The following is a 16,116-nucleotide window of genomic DNA, read 5'->3' on the forward strand; positions in this document are numbered from 1 at the left end:
ACCCCGACAATGAAAGAAGACTTATACGACGATCTATACGAAGAGAAAGAAGAAAAAATAGACTTCCATGCCCTCCTGTTCCGCTACGTCATCCGGTGGCCCTGGTTTGTAGCCTCGGTCATCATCTGCCTGGCAGGAGCATGGCTACACCTCCGGCAGACCACTCCGGTCTACAACATCTCGGCCTCGGTCATCATCAAGGACGATAAGAAAGGGGGCAACAGTGGCGGAAATCTCGCCGCGCTCGAGGGCCTGGGGCTGGTCAACTCGGTATCGAACATCGACAACGAGATTGAAATACTACGTTCCAAAACGCTGGTCAAGCATGTGGTCAGCGAGCTGAACCTCTACACCACCTACTCCGTCAAAGGCAGTTTCAACGAAGTAGAGCTTTATAAAAGTTCGCCGGTACTGGTGGGGCTCACCCCGCAAGAAGCAGACAGGCTGCCGGGTCCGGCCGTATTCGAACTCACCCTGTCGCCCGGCAACCGGCTCGACGTGAAAGCCACCGTCGGGGAAACCTCCTACAACAAAAAATTCTCCAAACTGCCGGGCCTGCTCGTCACTCCGGCCGGAACGTTCACCTTCACCCTTGCCGGCGACTCCGCCGGAGTAAGTGAACCGCAGACGCTCACCGCCGTTGTAAGCAACCCCATGCAGACGGCAAAGAGGTATGCGGCGGCGCTCAGCGTAGAGCCTACCTCCAAAACCACCTCCATCGTCATCGTCTCGCTCAAAAACACCAACAAGCGTCGGGGCGAGGACTTCATCAACCGGCTGATCGAAGTCTACAACCGGAACACCAACAACGACAAAAACGAAGTGGCGGAGAAAACGGAAGAGTTCATCGCCGGACGTATCCGCATCATCAACGACGAATTGTTCAGTACCGAGAAGGAGCTGGAAACCTTCAAACGGGATGCCGGACTGACGGACCTTGCCAGCGACGCCCAACTGGCTGTGAGCGAAAATTCCGCCTACGAGAAACAACGGGTCGAGAACGGCACCCAGCTCAACCTCGTACGCTACCTCGCCGAATATATCTCCGCCCCGGACAAGATCAACGCCGTGCTGCCCGTCAACGTCGGCCTGCCCGACCAGTCACTCTCCTCCCTGATCGGGCAATACAACGAAATGGTGCTTCAGCGCAACCGCCTGCTACGCAACTCCTCGGAAAGCAACCCGGTGATCGTGAATCTGGATAGCGGCATCCGTGCCATGCGCGAAAACATCCTGACCACCATCCACAGCGTTCAGAAAGGATTGCTGATCACCAAGGCCGACCTCGACCGTCAGGCCAGCAAGTTCAACCGCCGCATCAGCAATGCGCCCGCGCAGGAACGCCAGTTCGTCAGCATCTCCCGGCAGCAGGAGATCAAAGCCGGACTCTACCTGATGCTGTTGCAGAAACGGGAAGAAAACTCCATCGCACTGGCCGCCACTGCCAACAACGCCAAGATCGTAGACGAGGCCATGGCGGACAACGGTCCCGTTTCTCCCAAGACCAAAACGATCTATATGATAGCCCTCGTCATGGGGATGGGCATCCCCGTAGCCATCATCTACGTCATGGGGCTGCTCCAGTTCCGGATAGAAGGACGGGCCGATGTGGAAAAGCTGACCTCCGCCCCCATCATCGGAGACATCCCCCTGGCCGAAGAGGGTAACGGGAAAGCGGGAGGCATCGCTGTCCGCGAAAACGAAAACAGCCTGATGGCGGAAACCTTCCGGGGCATCCGCACCAACCTGCAGTTTATGCTGGGCGAAGAGAATAAAGTCATCCTGGTCACCTCTACCATCAGCGGCGAAGGAAAAACATTTGTAGCCACCAACCTCGCCATCAGCCTCTCGCTGCTGGGCAAAAGAGTAGTCATCGTAGGGCTCGACATCCGCAAGCCGGGACTCAACAAGGTCTTCAACCTCTCGCAGAAAGAAAAAGGAATCACCCAGTTCCTGGCCGGCCCGCAGACCACCGACCTGATGTCTATGGTGCAGCCCTCCGGGATATCCCGCACCCTGAGCATCCTCCCCGGCGGAACCGTACCGCCCAACCCGACCGAACTGCTGGCACGCCAGGCATTGGTGGAAGCCATCGATATCCTCAAAAAGCACTTCGACTATATCGTGCTCGACACCGCTCCCATCGGAATGGTGACCGACACACAGATCATCGCACGGGTGGCCGACCTATCGGTTTATGTCTGCCGCGCCGACTATACCCACAAAGCCGACTATACCCTGCTCGAAGATCTCCGCCTGGGCAACAAGCTCCCCAACCTGTGTACCGTAATCAACGGCTTGGACATGAAAAAGCGGAAATACGGCTATTACTATGGATACGGAAAATACGGCCGCTATTACGGATACGGAAAGAAGTACGGTTATGGCTACGGCTACGGACAAAAGCATAATTAGAAAAGCATCTCTATGATTTTATAAAATATAATGAATTAATTATTTGTTACACTTATTCCATGAAAAGCAAACCGCCAAAAGAGTTAATTTAATTAACCCTTTTGGCGATTCATAATCAATTCTAAAACATCAATGTAATTTTTTATCTTCAATCACATTAAAACACGGACACTGCTTTATCCATTCCTCGGGCTCGATCTCCCCATTGGCGTTCAGGTCCGGACTCAGATCCCGGTGGCCACACACACGGCTGCCGGGATACTGTTTCAATAACGTTTTCACCAACACCCGCATCGAATGTACCTGCCACTCCGTCCGGGTATCCTTGGGACGGCCCCTCGCGTCCAGCCCGCCTTCATAACAGATACCGATACTCGTCGCATTGTGCCCCTTGGCATGCGCCCCGATCTTCTCCACCGGACGGGTAGACACAATCCGCCCGTCCTTCCGGATATAGAAGTGGTATCCCGGCCCGTTGAATCCCCGCCTGCGATGGCAGACATCCAGATCGAACTCCGTAAAACACCGGTCTTCTCTCGTTGCCGAGCAATGAATCACAATCAAATCGATTTTCCTCATACTTCCCCCTTCATTTTTCGACATTCCTCCCACTGAGAAACATCAGGAATGCAATCACCCATTCCAAGATTCTTTGTAACTTCTTCATCGTTGTTTTGCTATATTAAGTTGTTTTACGTTTACACCACAGAGGACACAGAGCAACACAGAGTCTTTATTTTCAAGCTGATATAGAATCTTAATCCCCGGGACTATAGTATAGAGAATTTTAATTTCCGGATTTACAGAAAGGTCGTTGAAATTCCTCCTCTGTGAGACTCTGTGTCACTCTGTGGTCGGGTCATGCTGTCGGGTCATCCACAATATCCCCGTCCCCGCCTCCATCGCCTTTCTGCGCCGCCCGCGTACTCACCTTACTGAAATTGAGCGTCTTCATCGCATCCGCCAGCACAGGCCCCGGACGGAAGTTCACTCTCGCCTTGCTGATATTCGCCGCTTTGAAATCCTCCGCCTTCTCCGCTCCCCTGCTTCGCAGGCCCACCTGGAAGGTGCCGATATTCCCCAGCCTGACAATCTCTCCCCTCGACAGACCATCCACCATTTCATCCTCCAGCGCCTTCAGCACTGCCACGACATCCGCCGAATGTACCGTACAGGCCTTTTCCACCCGGGTCGAGATCTCGTCCAGCCCCACATCGCCGCTGGCCTGTGCCTGGGCATAATACTTGGCGGGATCATCCTTCTTCAGCATGTTCTTGCGCGCCACTACCGAATACGTAACTTCTTTACTCATAATCGTACTTTCTTTTTAGAGTTAAACATCTGTTTTTCAATCACATTTCAAAGATACGACACCCCCGATGCTCCAATGACAAAGAAAGAGGACCGATGACAAAGTTTGAGGAAAAAAGAATATAAAAACACACTGCATTCCGGATATTTTTCCGTACATTTACAGTATGTAACAATCAGATAATCAAAGCCATGAACCAAAGAAAAGAAGAAGACACAACCGAAGCCGATTTCATCATCCGCTCGTACACCAAAGCCGAACTTGCACAGCTTTACTGCCCGGGACTCGCCCCCGTGCTCGCCCTGCAGAAACTCTACCGCTGGATGCGTAAAAACACCGCCCTGACACAGGCACTGTCCGATGTCAATTACAACAAATACCGCCACAGCTTCCTTAAACGGGAAGTCCGGCTGATCGTGTATTACCTGGGAGAACCCTGAATTCACCACAGAGGGGAATTCACCACAGAGGACACAGAGTCTCACAGAGAATCTATATTTTCATTGGATATGCTTTTAGAAAAAAAACTCTGTGAGACTCTGTGTCCCTCTGTGGTGAAAAACACGAAAAAGACTTAGACGTTTCCCTCGAAACATCCAAGTCTTTTCCTCTAAACTCTTAAGTCTTTTCGGAAAAGGCTTAAGAGTTTTTTCATACATTCATTCGTTTGCTCCGGTGTTTTCCGAGGGCCAAAAGTCCAAGGGCCACTCTATGCGTCAGTCTCCCGCCAGCCCCGCCGCGTTCTGATATACATATCTCCCTCTTTATCAATAATTTTAAGCTCTATCGTCTTCCTGAATAGCCGTTTAAAAGTGGTTACCGGAATCCCCATCTCTACCGCCCGATCCATCGCATCCTTATAAGTAAAAGTTCCTGAAAAAGTCTGTAACACCGGACGCAACCTGAAATAAGGCTTCAGGGGCCCGGACTTACTCTCGCTCTTCCGCACACTGGTGGACAGCAGCAAGCTATGCTCCAACAACACATCCGTCATCAACATAGCGGTATGGAAATCCTCGTCCGAACATACATACTGCGGCATCGCCCAGGCGCACTCTCCCTTGCGAAGGGCAGTGAGCACCCCTGCTATCCGGCTCGCCATCAGCCCGTGACGAAGCACGATCGCTCCCGGCGAATCATCCCGCTCGTTCACCACCTCGGACAAGTGTGAGGAGAAACGAGACGTATGTTCCTCCCATTGTGCAGCCGTAAACGTAACCTCCGTGGGGGACTGAAGCAAGAACTGGTGCAACTCCAACAACCGGCCGCTCAGGCGGGCAAACATCGCCCGATGATCTTCACCTCCCTCCCGCGGGGCAGCCGAACGCCAACACCAATCGCTCTGGCCCGTATACACCAGGAAACGGCTGTACAAACCGTTCTCCAACGAAGGAATGAAACGCACCAGCTGGTTGGGAGTGCCGGCAAGGCACAACGCCAAATGCGGATTATGGGCCACCACCTGACGGCCGTTCACCTTGAAATCGGCCGAAACCACTTCGTGTTGAAAAGCCGCCCGAAACACATCATCGTGCTTTCCGTAATCATTCCGGATAGCTCCCGACACCATGTCCAGCTCCGTAGCATTGATGCAGCACCCCAGCTTGCCGCTCTCCTCCAATGCACTGATCAGCATACTCTTCGACACATTGGGCGAAAGCGTCAACAGCTTACGGACAGGCTCTTTGGGACGCAGCGAAAAGTCCGGCGAACGCTTTTCCGCCTGCGCCTTTTTCAACTCCAGCTCCCACTCAAAAAAGGCCTTATCATACACCAGGCGCATCTCCTCGTTCTGCTTCTCATAATAGCGGTGAATCTCTCCGGGCAACAAGCCGGCCAGAGACACCACCCCCTTTCCGCCTCCCGCATGGGCTATCACCATGTAATACAGATGCGGCGAGTAATACACCTGATCGTACAATACACGCACCTCGGGCAGGCAGGCGCTGATATTGGTGATCATCGCCATCAGCAACATATCGCGTTCCCGATAATTGCCGGCCGCCTTCACCCCCTGCGCAAGCAGATCAGGCAAATGCTCAAACACCTCTTCGGGAAAGTAAGGAGCCACCCGACGAAATTCTTCACTTTTTCCGAACAACACATCCTCCATATCCTCTTCACTCTCCCCCTCCTCTGGCGCATAGAGTGGCCCTTGGACTTTTGGCCCCTGACTCGCCATGACAGCGTCCGCCCTCCTGGCAGAAACATACTGATAACCAGACGATAATGTTTTCTCTATTTCTCCGCTCCCGAAATCAGCCTGCGCGTATTTCTCAACCACTGCTTTTTGCAACAGCCGCATTTCTTCCGGCGAAAAACCTTTATACCGGGCAACACGTCCCAGCTTCAGCACAAACGCATGGCGCCCTCCCGCCACAAACGGATTCCGGGCATCAAAATCATTCAGGAAAACCTGCATAAAGCCATCCCCCGCTTCGGAAGCAACGCCCGCCGGGCAAGCCTTGCCCACCGACTGCTCGGAACACTCCCCTTCCGCCTGCAACAGCCCGTCCACCTGCTCCCGCCACGGAAACACCCCGGCACCGGGATTATAGTACGCCTCCGGATCATACGAAGCGTAGCACGCCCGTCCCAGATCGCGGCACGACATATCGCAAGGATGCCCCAGCACCCGTTCCAACTCACGGGCAACGACAGGATAAGCCACCGCATATTGCCCGGCATTCTCGGCATCGATGCGCACAATCAGCTTCAGCCCTTCACCCGAGATACTGACAAAAGCCCCCACCACATAAGGCAGCGCCCCAGCCTTCTCCTTCATCCCGGCCAGCATCTCGAGGCAATGATCAAAGTCGAACAGCGCCAGTCCGTTCAGCTCGGTCACCTGGTTCGCCGCATGTCCGCCCCGGCACTTGCCGGCCACTACCACCGCATTCAGAGCCCCTTTCAGCCTTTTGCCCTCCTCGGTCATGCCCGTCCGCATCCACCGCCGGTACGACTCGGCAAGCACCTTCCAGCGTGCTCCCCTGAGGTCATTATGAAACTCTTCCAGCGAAATCTCTTCCGCTTTCTTTTCCCACACATGGAGGAAAAAGGAAATTTTAAACTCTCTCTTTTTCATTGAGTATTAAATTTTAATGTTTTTAATCCCGATCCGCCGCCAAGCGCACAAAGCAAAACCCTTGCCACTGCGCATCCTCTGCAATGAACCATGATGCAAAAGAACAACAAACTTTTTACACTTCCGAATGTTAAAACCGCCGTAAAAGTCTCTTCGGAAAGCCTCCACACCCACCCGCACCCCACTTTCGCCATCCGTCTCCCGGTTCTTTTTAACACCCGGATTTATTTTCTCACCTCCTGTTTCCGCTCCTGATCCTTCACCGTATTGTTCAGGAAGCGGCACAACCGTTTCAACTCCCGCATCTCTTCTCTCGAAAGCGGTTTGGGAAGCTCACGCACCAGGGCAAACACCTGTCCGGACAACTCTTTAAGCAATTCGTTCGGACTCTTAAACTTGTTCGTTTTTTTTCCATAATTATTAAAATTAAAAGATATGTTAATTATTAAAACTTACAAAAGTAACACCTAAAGATTAAAATTCATTATTTTTTCTATTTTCATAAACAATTTGTTGTATTTAGTAAAATTATATCTATCTTTGCAGCAAAATCAAACGTAAGATTCGGTTTACCCCAGCAGGCAACTGTGACAGGTAACCGCGTAGCGTATCCGGGAGCGACCCTCCCTCCCCTTTCTCAAACCATACTCCCAATCAGACATGAAATCCTGGCTTGCCGCCTATGTCCGTCTCTATCACGAAAAGAAAACCCGTGACCGCCTGACGGCAATGGGCATCGAAAGTTTCCTCCCCGTGCAGGAAGAAATCCATCAATGGAGCGACCGCCGCAAAAAGATCGAGCGCGTAGTCATCCCGATGATGATCTTCGTACACGTCGACCCGGCAGAACGTGCCGAAGTGTTGACCCTTTCGTCCGTCAGCCGCTACATGGTGTTGCGCGGACAAAGCACCCCCGCCGTCATCCCCGACGAGCAGATGGAGCGCTTCCGCTTCATGCTCGACTACTCCGAAGAAGCCATCGAAGTGTGCTCCTCCCCCCTCGCCCCCGGCGAACAGGTGCGAGTCATCAAAGGCCCCCTCGCCGGACTGGAAGGCGAGCTGGTGACCATCGACGGCAAAAGCAAGGTGGCGGTAAGGCTGGATATGCTGGGCTGCGCCCATGTGGATATGCCGGTGGGGTTCGTGGAGAGAGTGGGAAAGATGGAGGCGGTGAGATGAACATGTTCCACCCACTGAAATACAATATTGAAATTTTGAATAGATCAGTAGCCTCCTCAATAAAAGCCTTCCCCCTATTAATACAGCTAGGCAACCCCTATTTTATGGGAAAACTATCCCCAATGGAGGCTGCCTAAATTTTACTCAGCTACGTAAAGAGCACTAATATCATATGCCAAGCGATTCTCAAAATAACAAACGCATAGCCCAAAATACACTGTTATTGTATTTTCGAATGCTCTTTTTAATGCTGGTTAGCTTATATACCAGCCGTGTCAACCTAAATGCATTAGGTATAGAGGATTTTGGTATATACAACGTAGTAGGCGGCCTTGTCGCTATGTTCTCCATTATATCGGGCTCTCTAGTGTCATCCATCAGCAGATTTATCACCTTTGAACTTGGAACAGAAAATAAAGAAAAACTAAAAAAAGTATTTTCAACAGCTGTTTCTATACAGTTTTTTCTGGTTATCATCGTGGTTATTCTTGCCGAAACCATTGGACTTTGGTTTCTAAATAACAAAATGGTAATACCCGAAGAACGTATACTTGCCGCCAATATCATTTATCAGTTCTCTATTATATCTTTTGCACTTTCGTTAATGAGTATTCCCTATACCGGAACAATAGTAGCACACGAAAAAATGTCAGCTTTTGCCTATATCAGTATTTTTGATGTCATAGGGAAACTGGCTGTCGCTCTAACCATTTCTATAGCTCCGATAGATAAACTAATTTGGTTCGCAGGCTTCATTGTATTCAATTCTACCATCATACAAAGTATATATATTTTTTATTGTAAACACCATTTTGAGGAATGTACTTACCATTTCATTTTTGATAAGTCTTTACTCAAAAATATGTTCGGTTTCGCCGGTTGGAATTTTATCGGCTCTATAGCAGCTATTCTCCGTGACCAAGGCGGAAACATTGTCATCAATATGTTTTGTGGACCAGCCGTAAATGCAGCTCGTGGAGTTGCCATGCAAGTCAACAATGCAGTCAGTGGTTTTGTTTCCAACTTTCAGACAGCACTCAATCCACAAATTACAAAAAGTTATGCTTCTGGCAACTATGATTACATGATGCAACTCATCTTTCAAGGTGCACGACTTTCTTATTACATTTTACTTATCCTTGCCTTACCTATCATCAGTAATACCCATTTTATTCTTCAATTATGGTTGGGGCAAGTACCAAAACATACTGTACTATTCGTACAGCTTGTCCTATTCTTCACTATGAGTGAATCTTTAGCCAATCCTCTAATAAACGCTATGCTGGCTACTGGGAAGATCAAAAAATTTCAAATCATAGTCGGTGGACTTAATCTGGTCAATTTACCTTTATCTTATATCTGCCTTCGTTTAGGATGTATTCCAGAATCAGTTGTGATAATAGCTATTATCATATCTATGATATGCGAAATGGCCCGTGTTATTATGTTACGTAATATGATACACTTTCCTGCTCGCTCCTTCCTTAAAAAGGTATATTTCAATGTAATATTTGTCACCATCACAGCCTCTATACTCCCTCTGTACCTACACTTTATACTTGAAGAAAATATTTATACTTTTACTCTCATAAGTGTAGTTTCATTTTCATGTACACTTCTCTCTATTTTATATATTGGTTGCAATAGTGAAGAGCGTGTCATGGTATTTAGTAAAGTTAAGGTAATAGTGAACAAAGTATCAAAACGCTATAAATAATATGTCCTTAGTCAATAACTTCACAGTTAAAAAAGTTCGTTCTTCCAATCTGGAGTCGTTACGTTTGCTTTCAATGTTTTTCGTTTTGGTAGTACATGCCGATTTTCAGGCTCTTGGTATGCCTGACAGGACAGAAATGACAATTCTTCCTTTATTTTCTGTATTTCGAATTATTATAGAAGCATTTGCTATCGTCTGTGTCAACTCTTTCGTCTTATTATCAGGCTGGTTTGGCATAAACTTCCACATTAAAAGTCTATGCAATCTGCTTTTTCAGTGTGCATTCTTTTTAATTGGTATCTATACTTTTACAATATTGATTGGCATTGAACCATTATCGATAAGTGGTATTAAAAGATGTTTGATGCTCACTAATAATGTTTGGTTTGTGAAGTGTTATTTAGGTATGTTTATTATGGCTCCCATCCTCAATGCCTTCGTTGAAAAAACTGACAAAAGAACATTTAGTACAGTGCTGCTCTCTTTTTTTATCTTCCAGACAATATATGGCTGGTTTTCCAATGGGGCCCCCTATTTTGAAAAAGGATATTCTGCCTTCTCTTTTATGGGGCTGTATCTTTTAGCGCGCTACGTTCGTATCTATCAACCATCTTATACACAGTGGTCAAAAAGCAAGAATCTCCTTATGTACATAAGTTTGTCTACTTTTACAGCCCTAATGCTAATCATTACATGCTACTTTGACAAAGTTGGATATTTTTGTATGTTTTGGACTTATACGAGCCCATTAGTGATAGCAGGTGCACTTTATCTGCTCCTTTTCTTTAATAGGTTCGCTTTTCAAAACAAAGGAATCAATTGGATTGCGGCGTCCTGTTTTGCTGTTTATCTATTCCATTTCTTCATATGGGAATACTTTATGAAACCACACATCCAACAACTAGCAGTTACCTACAATGGTATATCATGCCTGTTGGTAATCACGGGTCTATTATTAACATTCTTTACAGCAGCTATTTTAATAGATAAGATACGTCTCTATATATGGAACCATTTTGTATCTAAATATATCAGTTAACGTGATAACACTTACTTCCAAATACGACTGTTGCGGGTGTACAGCCTGTACCTCCGCTTGTAATAGGGGTGCTATTATCATGCAGGAGGATGAACAAGGATTCCTTTATCCACATATCAACACTACACAATGCATCGATTGTGGCCTTTGTAATAAAGTTTGTCCTGTGTTCCGATACGATGTTATAAGCAATAAAAAAAATGTAAATCCCCATATTCTCGCTCTTCATCATCATAATGAAAAAACTTGGATATCCTCCTCTAGTGGTGGTGTATTTGCCTCCCTTACAGACTATGCCCTTCGGCAAGCCGGTGTAATATTCGGAGCTATATATGATGACAATTTTGTAGTAGTTCATCGCAGAGCAGAAACCCAAGAAGACACACTGAAATTCAGAGGTTCCAAATATGTGCAAAGTAATTTAACTGGTATTTATCAACAAGTTAAGTTTTATCTCCAAGAGCAACGTTTCGTTCTCTTCAGTGGTACTCCTTGCCAAGTGGAAGGGCTCAAAGGATACTTACAGAGATCCTACGACAACCTACTCACAGTAGATATCCTCTGTCATGGAGTACCCTCACCCCGAGTGTTTCATGACTACCTCAATTTTATTCGTCAAAACTCAGATTTTCACTTCACAGGTATTTTTATGAAAGACAAGACTTTTGGTTGGAGATATCAGAATTCTCGCCTTTTCTTTGGCAAGAATGCCAGCCAGTTCAATACAGTACTTTCTCGTCTTTGGAATGACATCTTTTATAGCCATCTCACAACACGTCCTTCATGCCATGCCTGCCGTTTTACCAACTATCTGCGCCCTGGCGATATCACTATAGGTGATTTTTGGGGAATCGAGAAACATCATCCTCAGTTCACTGATAATAGAGGGATCTCACTTATTATGCTTAATAATACTAAAGCTGAAATCGTATGGAATCATATAAAAGATGACTTCAATTATCTAGAAAGCAACATCAAAGAATGCATACAACCTAATCTAAAGTATCCTGTACCCGAACCAGTCAACAAAGCTACATTCTGGCAGGATTATGCTTCAATGCCTTTCTTTCAAATAATGAACAAATACTATAGGATCACACATCAAGATCTCTTGAAAAATCGCTTTTATATGATTTTACTAACTCTCAAAAAACGGTTTACATGAAAATAGGAATACTTACTTTTCATGATGCTCATAACTATGGTGCCATGCTACAATGCTACGCTCTCCAACAGTTCCTCTTTAAAAAAGGATACAACGTAGAAGTGATTGACTACAGACCGGCATTCTATCAAAAGCAATACCATCGTCACAGTCTATGCCCGTGGATAGGGAAAAATCCAGTACGCACAATGAAGAGTATCTATTATAATTATTATCTTTTCAACAAACGTTGTGCCGCATTCTCTGATTTTCACAATCGCCACCTCTACATGTCTATACCGGCTACTCGTACTAATATACCACAAAGCTATGATGCTTATATTGTAGGCAGTGATCAGATTTGGAATCCCCAACTCACTAATGGCTTTCATGATGTCTATTTCTGCGATTTTTGTTTTCCTAAAGGAAAGAGTCGGTTCATTGCGTATGCCCCCAGTATGGAAATCAGCAGATTATCTACACAAGAAGCAGAATACCTAACTCGTGTTCTTAACTGTTTCGATGCTCTCTCTGTACGTGAATCATCACTTATTCCCATACTACAGCCTCTCGTCAGCCAGCCCATCCAACAAGTACTTGACCCGACACTTTTATTAGATGCGACAGCTTGGAATCCATTAATAGGCAAATGCCCTGAAAATCGTCCTTACGTTGTATTATATCAAGTTCGTGAAAACCCAGCAGTCCGGATGAAAGCTTTCGAAATAGCCCAATCTATTGGAGGCATAGTAGTAGAACTGACAGCACGTATCGACTGTCATTATTCCACTAAGTATCAAACAGCCTCACCTGCAGATTTTGTCACTTACATCCGATATGCAACCTATGTAGTCACCACCTCATTCCATGGAACCGCTTTCTCACTTATTTTCAATCGTCCATTTTACACATTTTCTCTTGGAGATAATTTTGACTCCCGTTCAGCTTCCCTCCTTGAGTCAGTAAATCTCACCGAGCGTTTAGTATGCCCCGACGAACAGTTTGAAATAAGTCTAATTGATTTCAAACAAGCGAATAAAAGACTGAAGCATTTGAGAAAACAGTCATGTGATTTTTTAAGACAGTCATTACACGAAAGACAAGAACAATAAGCATCAATATTTCCAAAAGACATTTTTTTAGTCATGAAAGTTTCCATTATAGTTCCTTGTTACTCAGTTGCATCAAAACTACCCCGATGTGTGCATAATCTATTGGCTCAAACTTTCACAGACTGGGAACTTATTTTAATAGATGATGGGAGTACAGACAACACATGGGATATTTGCAATAGCTTTACAAAGAACAATGCTCATATTCATGCCGTACACAAAGAAAACGGTGGTGTCAGTTCAGCCAGAAATACAGGAATTGAGATAGCTAAGGGAGAGTTCATAACTTTTATCGATTCAGATGACTATGTAAAGCCGGACTACCTTCAGAAATTGGTAGAAGGCCAGGAAGCAGACTTAGTATTATGTGGCTTTCGTAGTTCCACGGGAATAGACTTCACACCAGAACCTCAATACCTCATTGGAGATGACCTTAGTAAAAATATACAAGCCATCGTAGAGAATGACTATTTACTTTATTCCCCTTGGTGCAAACTCTTTCGTCGTGATATTATCCAAAAACACCAACACCGCTTTGATCCCGAAATTCGTTTAGGTGAGGACACTATTTTTTGTTATAAGTACCTGCTCTATTGCTCTTCCATAAAGGTAGTGGCATCAAACAGCTACTTTTATGACGGCGTGTGGGGTGGCTATAAAAAGTATGTACTAACACGACAGGAAGTAGAATATCTAGATAAAGCAGAAATTACGACGCTGCATAATATAAATCAACACTTTAACTGTCGGATAGACCTGACATATCGTGGCTATCATGTAGCCATGCTAAAAGGATTATATGAAAAATTCAGAGATTACGACACCTTCGAGATGTATACCCGCACACACGATGTATTACCACCGGAGCATTTTTTTGCCAACCATAAACTTAGTTATATTTTTTGGGGTATCGTGGAACTGGAAACGCTCTATGTTGACAAAGAATATTGTGCAGGTAAACTCTTCATGCAACGTCTACATCATTTTTTTACTATACCAACCAATCAGTTACTCTCGTATTCCTACAAGATGCGTTTGATACATTACTTGGTAAAAAGCAAACATTACACGATGGCCCATGTGCTCTTAATATTCCTTTCAATCTTAAAGCATTAATCTTTATGAGTTCGCCTAAAATATCTATTATCATACCAGTTTATATGGCAGAATCCTATCTACACCGATGTGTAGATAGTATCATTACCCAGACATTTACTGATTGGGAACTCCTTTTGGTGGATGACGGAAGTCCCGATCATAGCGGTGAGTTATGTGAAAAATATGCTTCCGCCTACAAGTCCCGAATAAAAGCTTTCCACAAACCAAACGGAGGCGTTGCTTCCGCACGTGAATTTGGTATGCAACAGGCGCGAGGCGAATACTCTATTCATGTAGATCCAGATGATTGGATTGACAGTAATACACTAGAAGAACTCTACCAACAAGCTGTTAAAGAACAAGCTGACATGGTCATATGCGACTTTATGATGGAATACCCTAACCGTCAGATACACAATTGTCAAAAGCCACAATTATTAGATTCCAGCAGTTTCATGCACCAACTCCTTCAGCAGGAACGCCATGGCAGTTTATGTAACAAGCTTATACGTACCGAACTTTACCATAAATACCAACTACATTTCCCGGAAAAAATGATATGTTGGGAAGATCTTTATATCTGCTGTTCCATTCTGCTACATGGATGTAAATTAGCTTATGTACCCCACGCATTATATCACTACGACTTTTATACAAACGATAATAGTATGGTACGCCACACTGATATGCGTGGTCTTCAGGCACAGATAGACTTCTGCAGACTTATGCAGGCCAAAATATCACCAGAGTATCTGCCTGAACTCAATGAACTAAAAGGTATAACCCTTATCACGGCCTTTCGTAACCAATTGCTTAATGAACAAGCAATTCGTTCTCTTTTTCCAGAAATCAATGATTGGTATGTAACTAGATATGGACATGATTATGAAAAATCCAACTACTATGGCCTAACATTAGTTCTTCGTGGCTATAATTTCAAAACTGCAAGAAGAAGAATGTTTGTAGCCAAATTCCTAGTACAAATAAAAAATAAAATTACAAGAATGCTATAACCCCCAAAGATGAACAACACCAATCCTTTAGTATCAATCATAGTACCGGTTTATAAAGTAGAACGCTACATACACCGTTCAATAGACAGCTTATTACGTCAGACTTATAATAATTTAGAAATTATCCTTGTGGATGACGGAAGTCCAGATAATTGTCCTTTCATTTGCGATAAATATGCAATGCAAGATAATCGTATCCGTGTCATCCATAAATCCAATGGCGGCCTCTCTGATGCCCGTAATGCTGCACTAAATGTAATGACAGGACAATATGTCACTTTCGTAGATAGCGATGACTATATCGCAGACAACATGATCGAGAAATTCATCGAAACAGTAAAACTGTATCAATGTAATATGGTAGTTGCTGGAATGAATATAATTGATAAAAATAATCAAATTTATGATTATCGCAGAACTCTAACATCTACACTTTCTACAGGCATCGATATAACCCGAAAACTATTAAAAGATGTTTTTCCTTTTAACTTCGTTTGTGCTAAAATCTTTGAATCATCCCTTTTTGAAGAAATTCGTTTTCCTGTAGGTCGCCATTACGAAGACACTGCTACCACATACAAGCTTACGCACAAATGTGAAAGAATCTATTGTATCGCTGATTGCCTCTATTTTTATGAATTGGAACGTGAAGGTAACATTACCTCTGAACTAAATACCTCCAAAGCCATTAAGAGTTACATAGATGGATGTTTAAACAGCCGGGAACAAATCTTTTTTTGTCAAAAGCATAAAGACTTTTCCGATTTACTTCCAGTGCTAACCAAGCGTTTACAATTATGGGCTCTACTTGCAATACAATCTGCTATTAGTTTAGGATATAAAGAATATATGTTTTATTATCATCAGATAAGAATATATATCCGCTCACTCTCTTATACGCAACGAATGACGCACCTTCAAATTGCACTAACATTTCCTATAATTTATTACTCACTCTATCCACTATTGTCGAGATTGAAGAAGATGTATAAGAATTAAGAG

14 protein-coding genes are annotated in these 16,116 nt (G+C 45.0%); 10 read left to right on the top strand and 4 right to left on the bottom strand.

The window, feature by feature from the left end; genetic code table 11:
* Nucleotides 1-9: 9 nt before the first annotated feature.
* The gene (locus BSHG_RS04705; protein WP_008660782.1) at nucleotides 10-2,415 is read left to right on the top strand and encodes a GumC family protein; all 2,406 of its coding nucleotides are present in this window, start codon (nucleotides 10-12) and stop codon (nucleotides 2,413-2,415) included.
* A gap of 129 nt (nucleotides 2,416-2,544) precedes the next feature.
* Here the strand turns inward: BSHG_RS04705 and BSHG_RS04700 are convergent, their stop codons facing one another.
* Complete coding sequence (locus BSHG_RS04700; RefSeq protein ID WP_005788614.1) at nucleotides 2,545-2,994, bottom strand: N-acetylmuramoyl-L-alanine amidase; 450 nt, start codon at nucleotides 2,992-2,994, stop codon at nucleotides 2,545-2,547.
* Between the two features lie 280 nt (nucleotides 2,995-3,274).
* Nucleotides 3,275-3,727 carry an HU family DNA-binding protein gene (locus BSHG_RS04695; RefSeq protein ID WP_005788616.1) on the bottom strand — a complete coding sequence of 151 codons (453 nt, stop codon included), beginning with the start codon at nucleotides 3,725-3,727 and terminating at the stop codon, nucleotides 3,275-3,277.
* Nucleotides 3,728-3,918: 191 nt separating this feature from the next.
* On the opposite strand from BSHG_RS04695, the gene BSHG_RS04690 reads away from it, so the two are divergent.
* Nucleotides 3,919-4,167: a DUF4248 domain-containing protein gene (locus BSHG_RS04690; RefSeq protein ID WP_005788618.1), complete on the top strand. Its 249-nt coding sequence runs from the start codon at nucleotides 3,919-3,921 to the stop codon at nucleotides 4,165-4,167.
* A gap of 269 nt (nucleotides 4,168-4,436) precedes the next feature.
* Here BSHG_RS04690 and BSHG_RS04685 read toward each other — a convergent pair whose 3' ends face one another.
* The gene (locus tag BSHG_RS04685) at nucleotides 4,437-6,812 is read right to left on the bottom strand and encodes a DUF3987 domain-containing protein (protein WP_008660783.1); all 2,376 of its coding nucleotides are present in this window, start codon (nucleotides 6,810-6,812) and stop codon (nucleotides 4,437-4,439) included.
* Between the two features lie 224 nt (nucleotides 6,813-7,036).
* Nucleotides 7,037-7,189: a hypothetical protein gene (locus BSHG_RS23350; RefSeq protein ID WP_162837783.1), complete on the bottom strand. Its 153-nt coding sequence runs from the start codon at nucleotides 7,187-7,189 to the stop codon at nucleotides 7,037-7,039.
* A gap of 283 nt (nucleotides 7,190-7,472) precedes the next feature.
* Here BSHG_RS23350 and BSHG_RS04680 point away from each other — a divergent pair, with 283 nt between their 5' ends.
* From BSHG_RS04680 to BSHG_RS04645, 8 genes are all read left to right on the top strand, one after another.
* Nucleotides 7,473-7,991, top strand: coding sequence for a UpxY family transcription antiterminator (locus BSHG_RS04680; protein ID WP_005788621.1), 519 nt, complete (start codon nucleotides 7,473-7,475; stop codon nucleotides 7,989-7,991).
* Between the two features lie 172 nt (nucleotides 7,992-8,163).
* Nucleotides 8,164-9,708 (top strand): MATE family efflux transporter, encoded by a 1,545-nt coding sequence (locus tag BSHG_RS04675; protein WP_008660784.1) that lies wholly within the window; start codon nucleotides 8,164-8,166, stop codon nucleotides 9,706-9,708.
* Between the two features lies 1 nt (nucleotide 9,709).
* Complete coding sequence (locus BSHG_RS04670) at nucleotides 9,710-10,747, top strand: acyltransferase family protein (protein ID WP_008660785.1); 1,038 nt, start codon at nucleotides 9,710-9,712, stop codon at nucleotides 10,745-10,747.
* 1 nt (nucleotide 10,748) lies between these two features.
* The gene (locus tag BSHG_RS04665) at nucleotides 10,749-11,912 is read left to right on the top strand and encodes a Coenzyme F420 hydrogenase/dehydrogenase, beta subunit C-terminal domain (RefSeq protein ID WP_008660786.1); all 1,164 of its coding nucleotides are present in this window, start codon (nucleotides 10,749-10,751) and stop codon (nucleotides 11,910-11,912) included.
* Nucleotides 11,913-11,956: 44 nt separating this feature from the next.
* Complete coding sequence (locus tag BSHG_RS04660; protein WP_229035257.1) at nucleotides 11,957-13,003, top strand: polysaccharide pyruvyl transferase family protein; 1,047 nt, start codon at nucleotides 11,957-11,959, stop codon at nucleotides 13,001-13,003.
* 33 nt (nucleotides 13,004-13,036) lie between these two features.
* A complete protein-coding gene (locus tag BSHG_RS04655) occupies nucleotides 13,037-14,119 on the top strand; it encodes a glycosyltransferase family 2 protein (RefSeq protein WP_008660789.1) in 1,083 nt (360 codons plus the stop codon).
* A gap of 5 nt (nucleotides 14,120-14,124) precedes the next feature.
* The gene (locus tag BSHG_RS04650) at nucleotides 14,125-15,114 is read left to right on the top strand and encodes a glycosyltransferase family 2 protein (RefSeq protein WP_005815316.1); all 990 of its coding nucleotides are present in this window, start codon (nucleotides 14,125-14,127) and stop codon (nucleotides 15,112-15,114) included.
* A 9-nt stretch (nucleotides 15,115-15,123) separates the two neighbouring features.
* Nucleotides 15,124-16,113, top strand: a complete 990-nt coding sequence (locus tag BSHG_RS04645; RefSeq protein ID WP_005815314.1) for a glycosyltransferase family 2 protein — start codon at nucleotides 15,124-15,126, stop codon at nucleotides 16,111-16,113.
* The last annotated feature ends 3 nt before the right edge of the window (nucleotides 16,114-16,116 follow it).

The organism is Bacteroides sp. 3_2_5, assembly GCF_000159855.2.
GTDB lineage: Bacteria > Bacteroidota > Bacteroidia > Bacteroidales > Bacteroidaceae > Bacteroides > Bacteroides fragilis.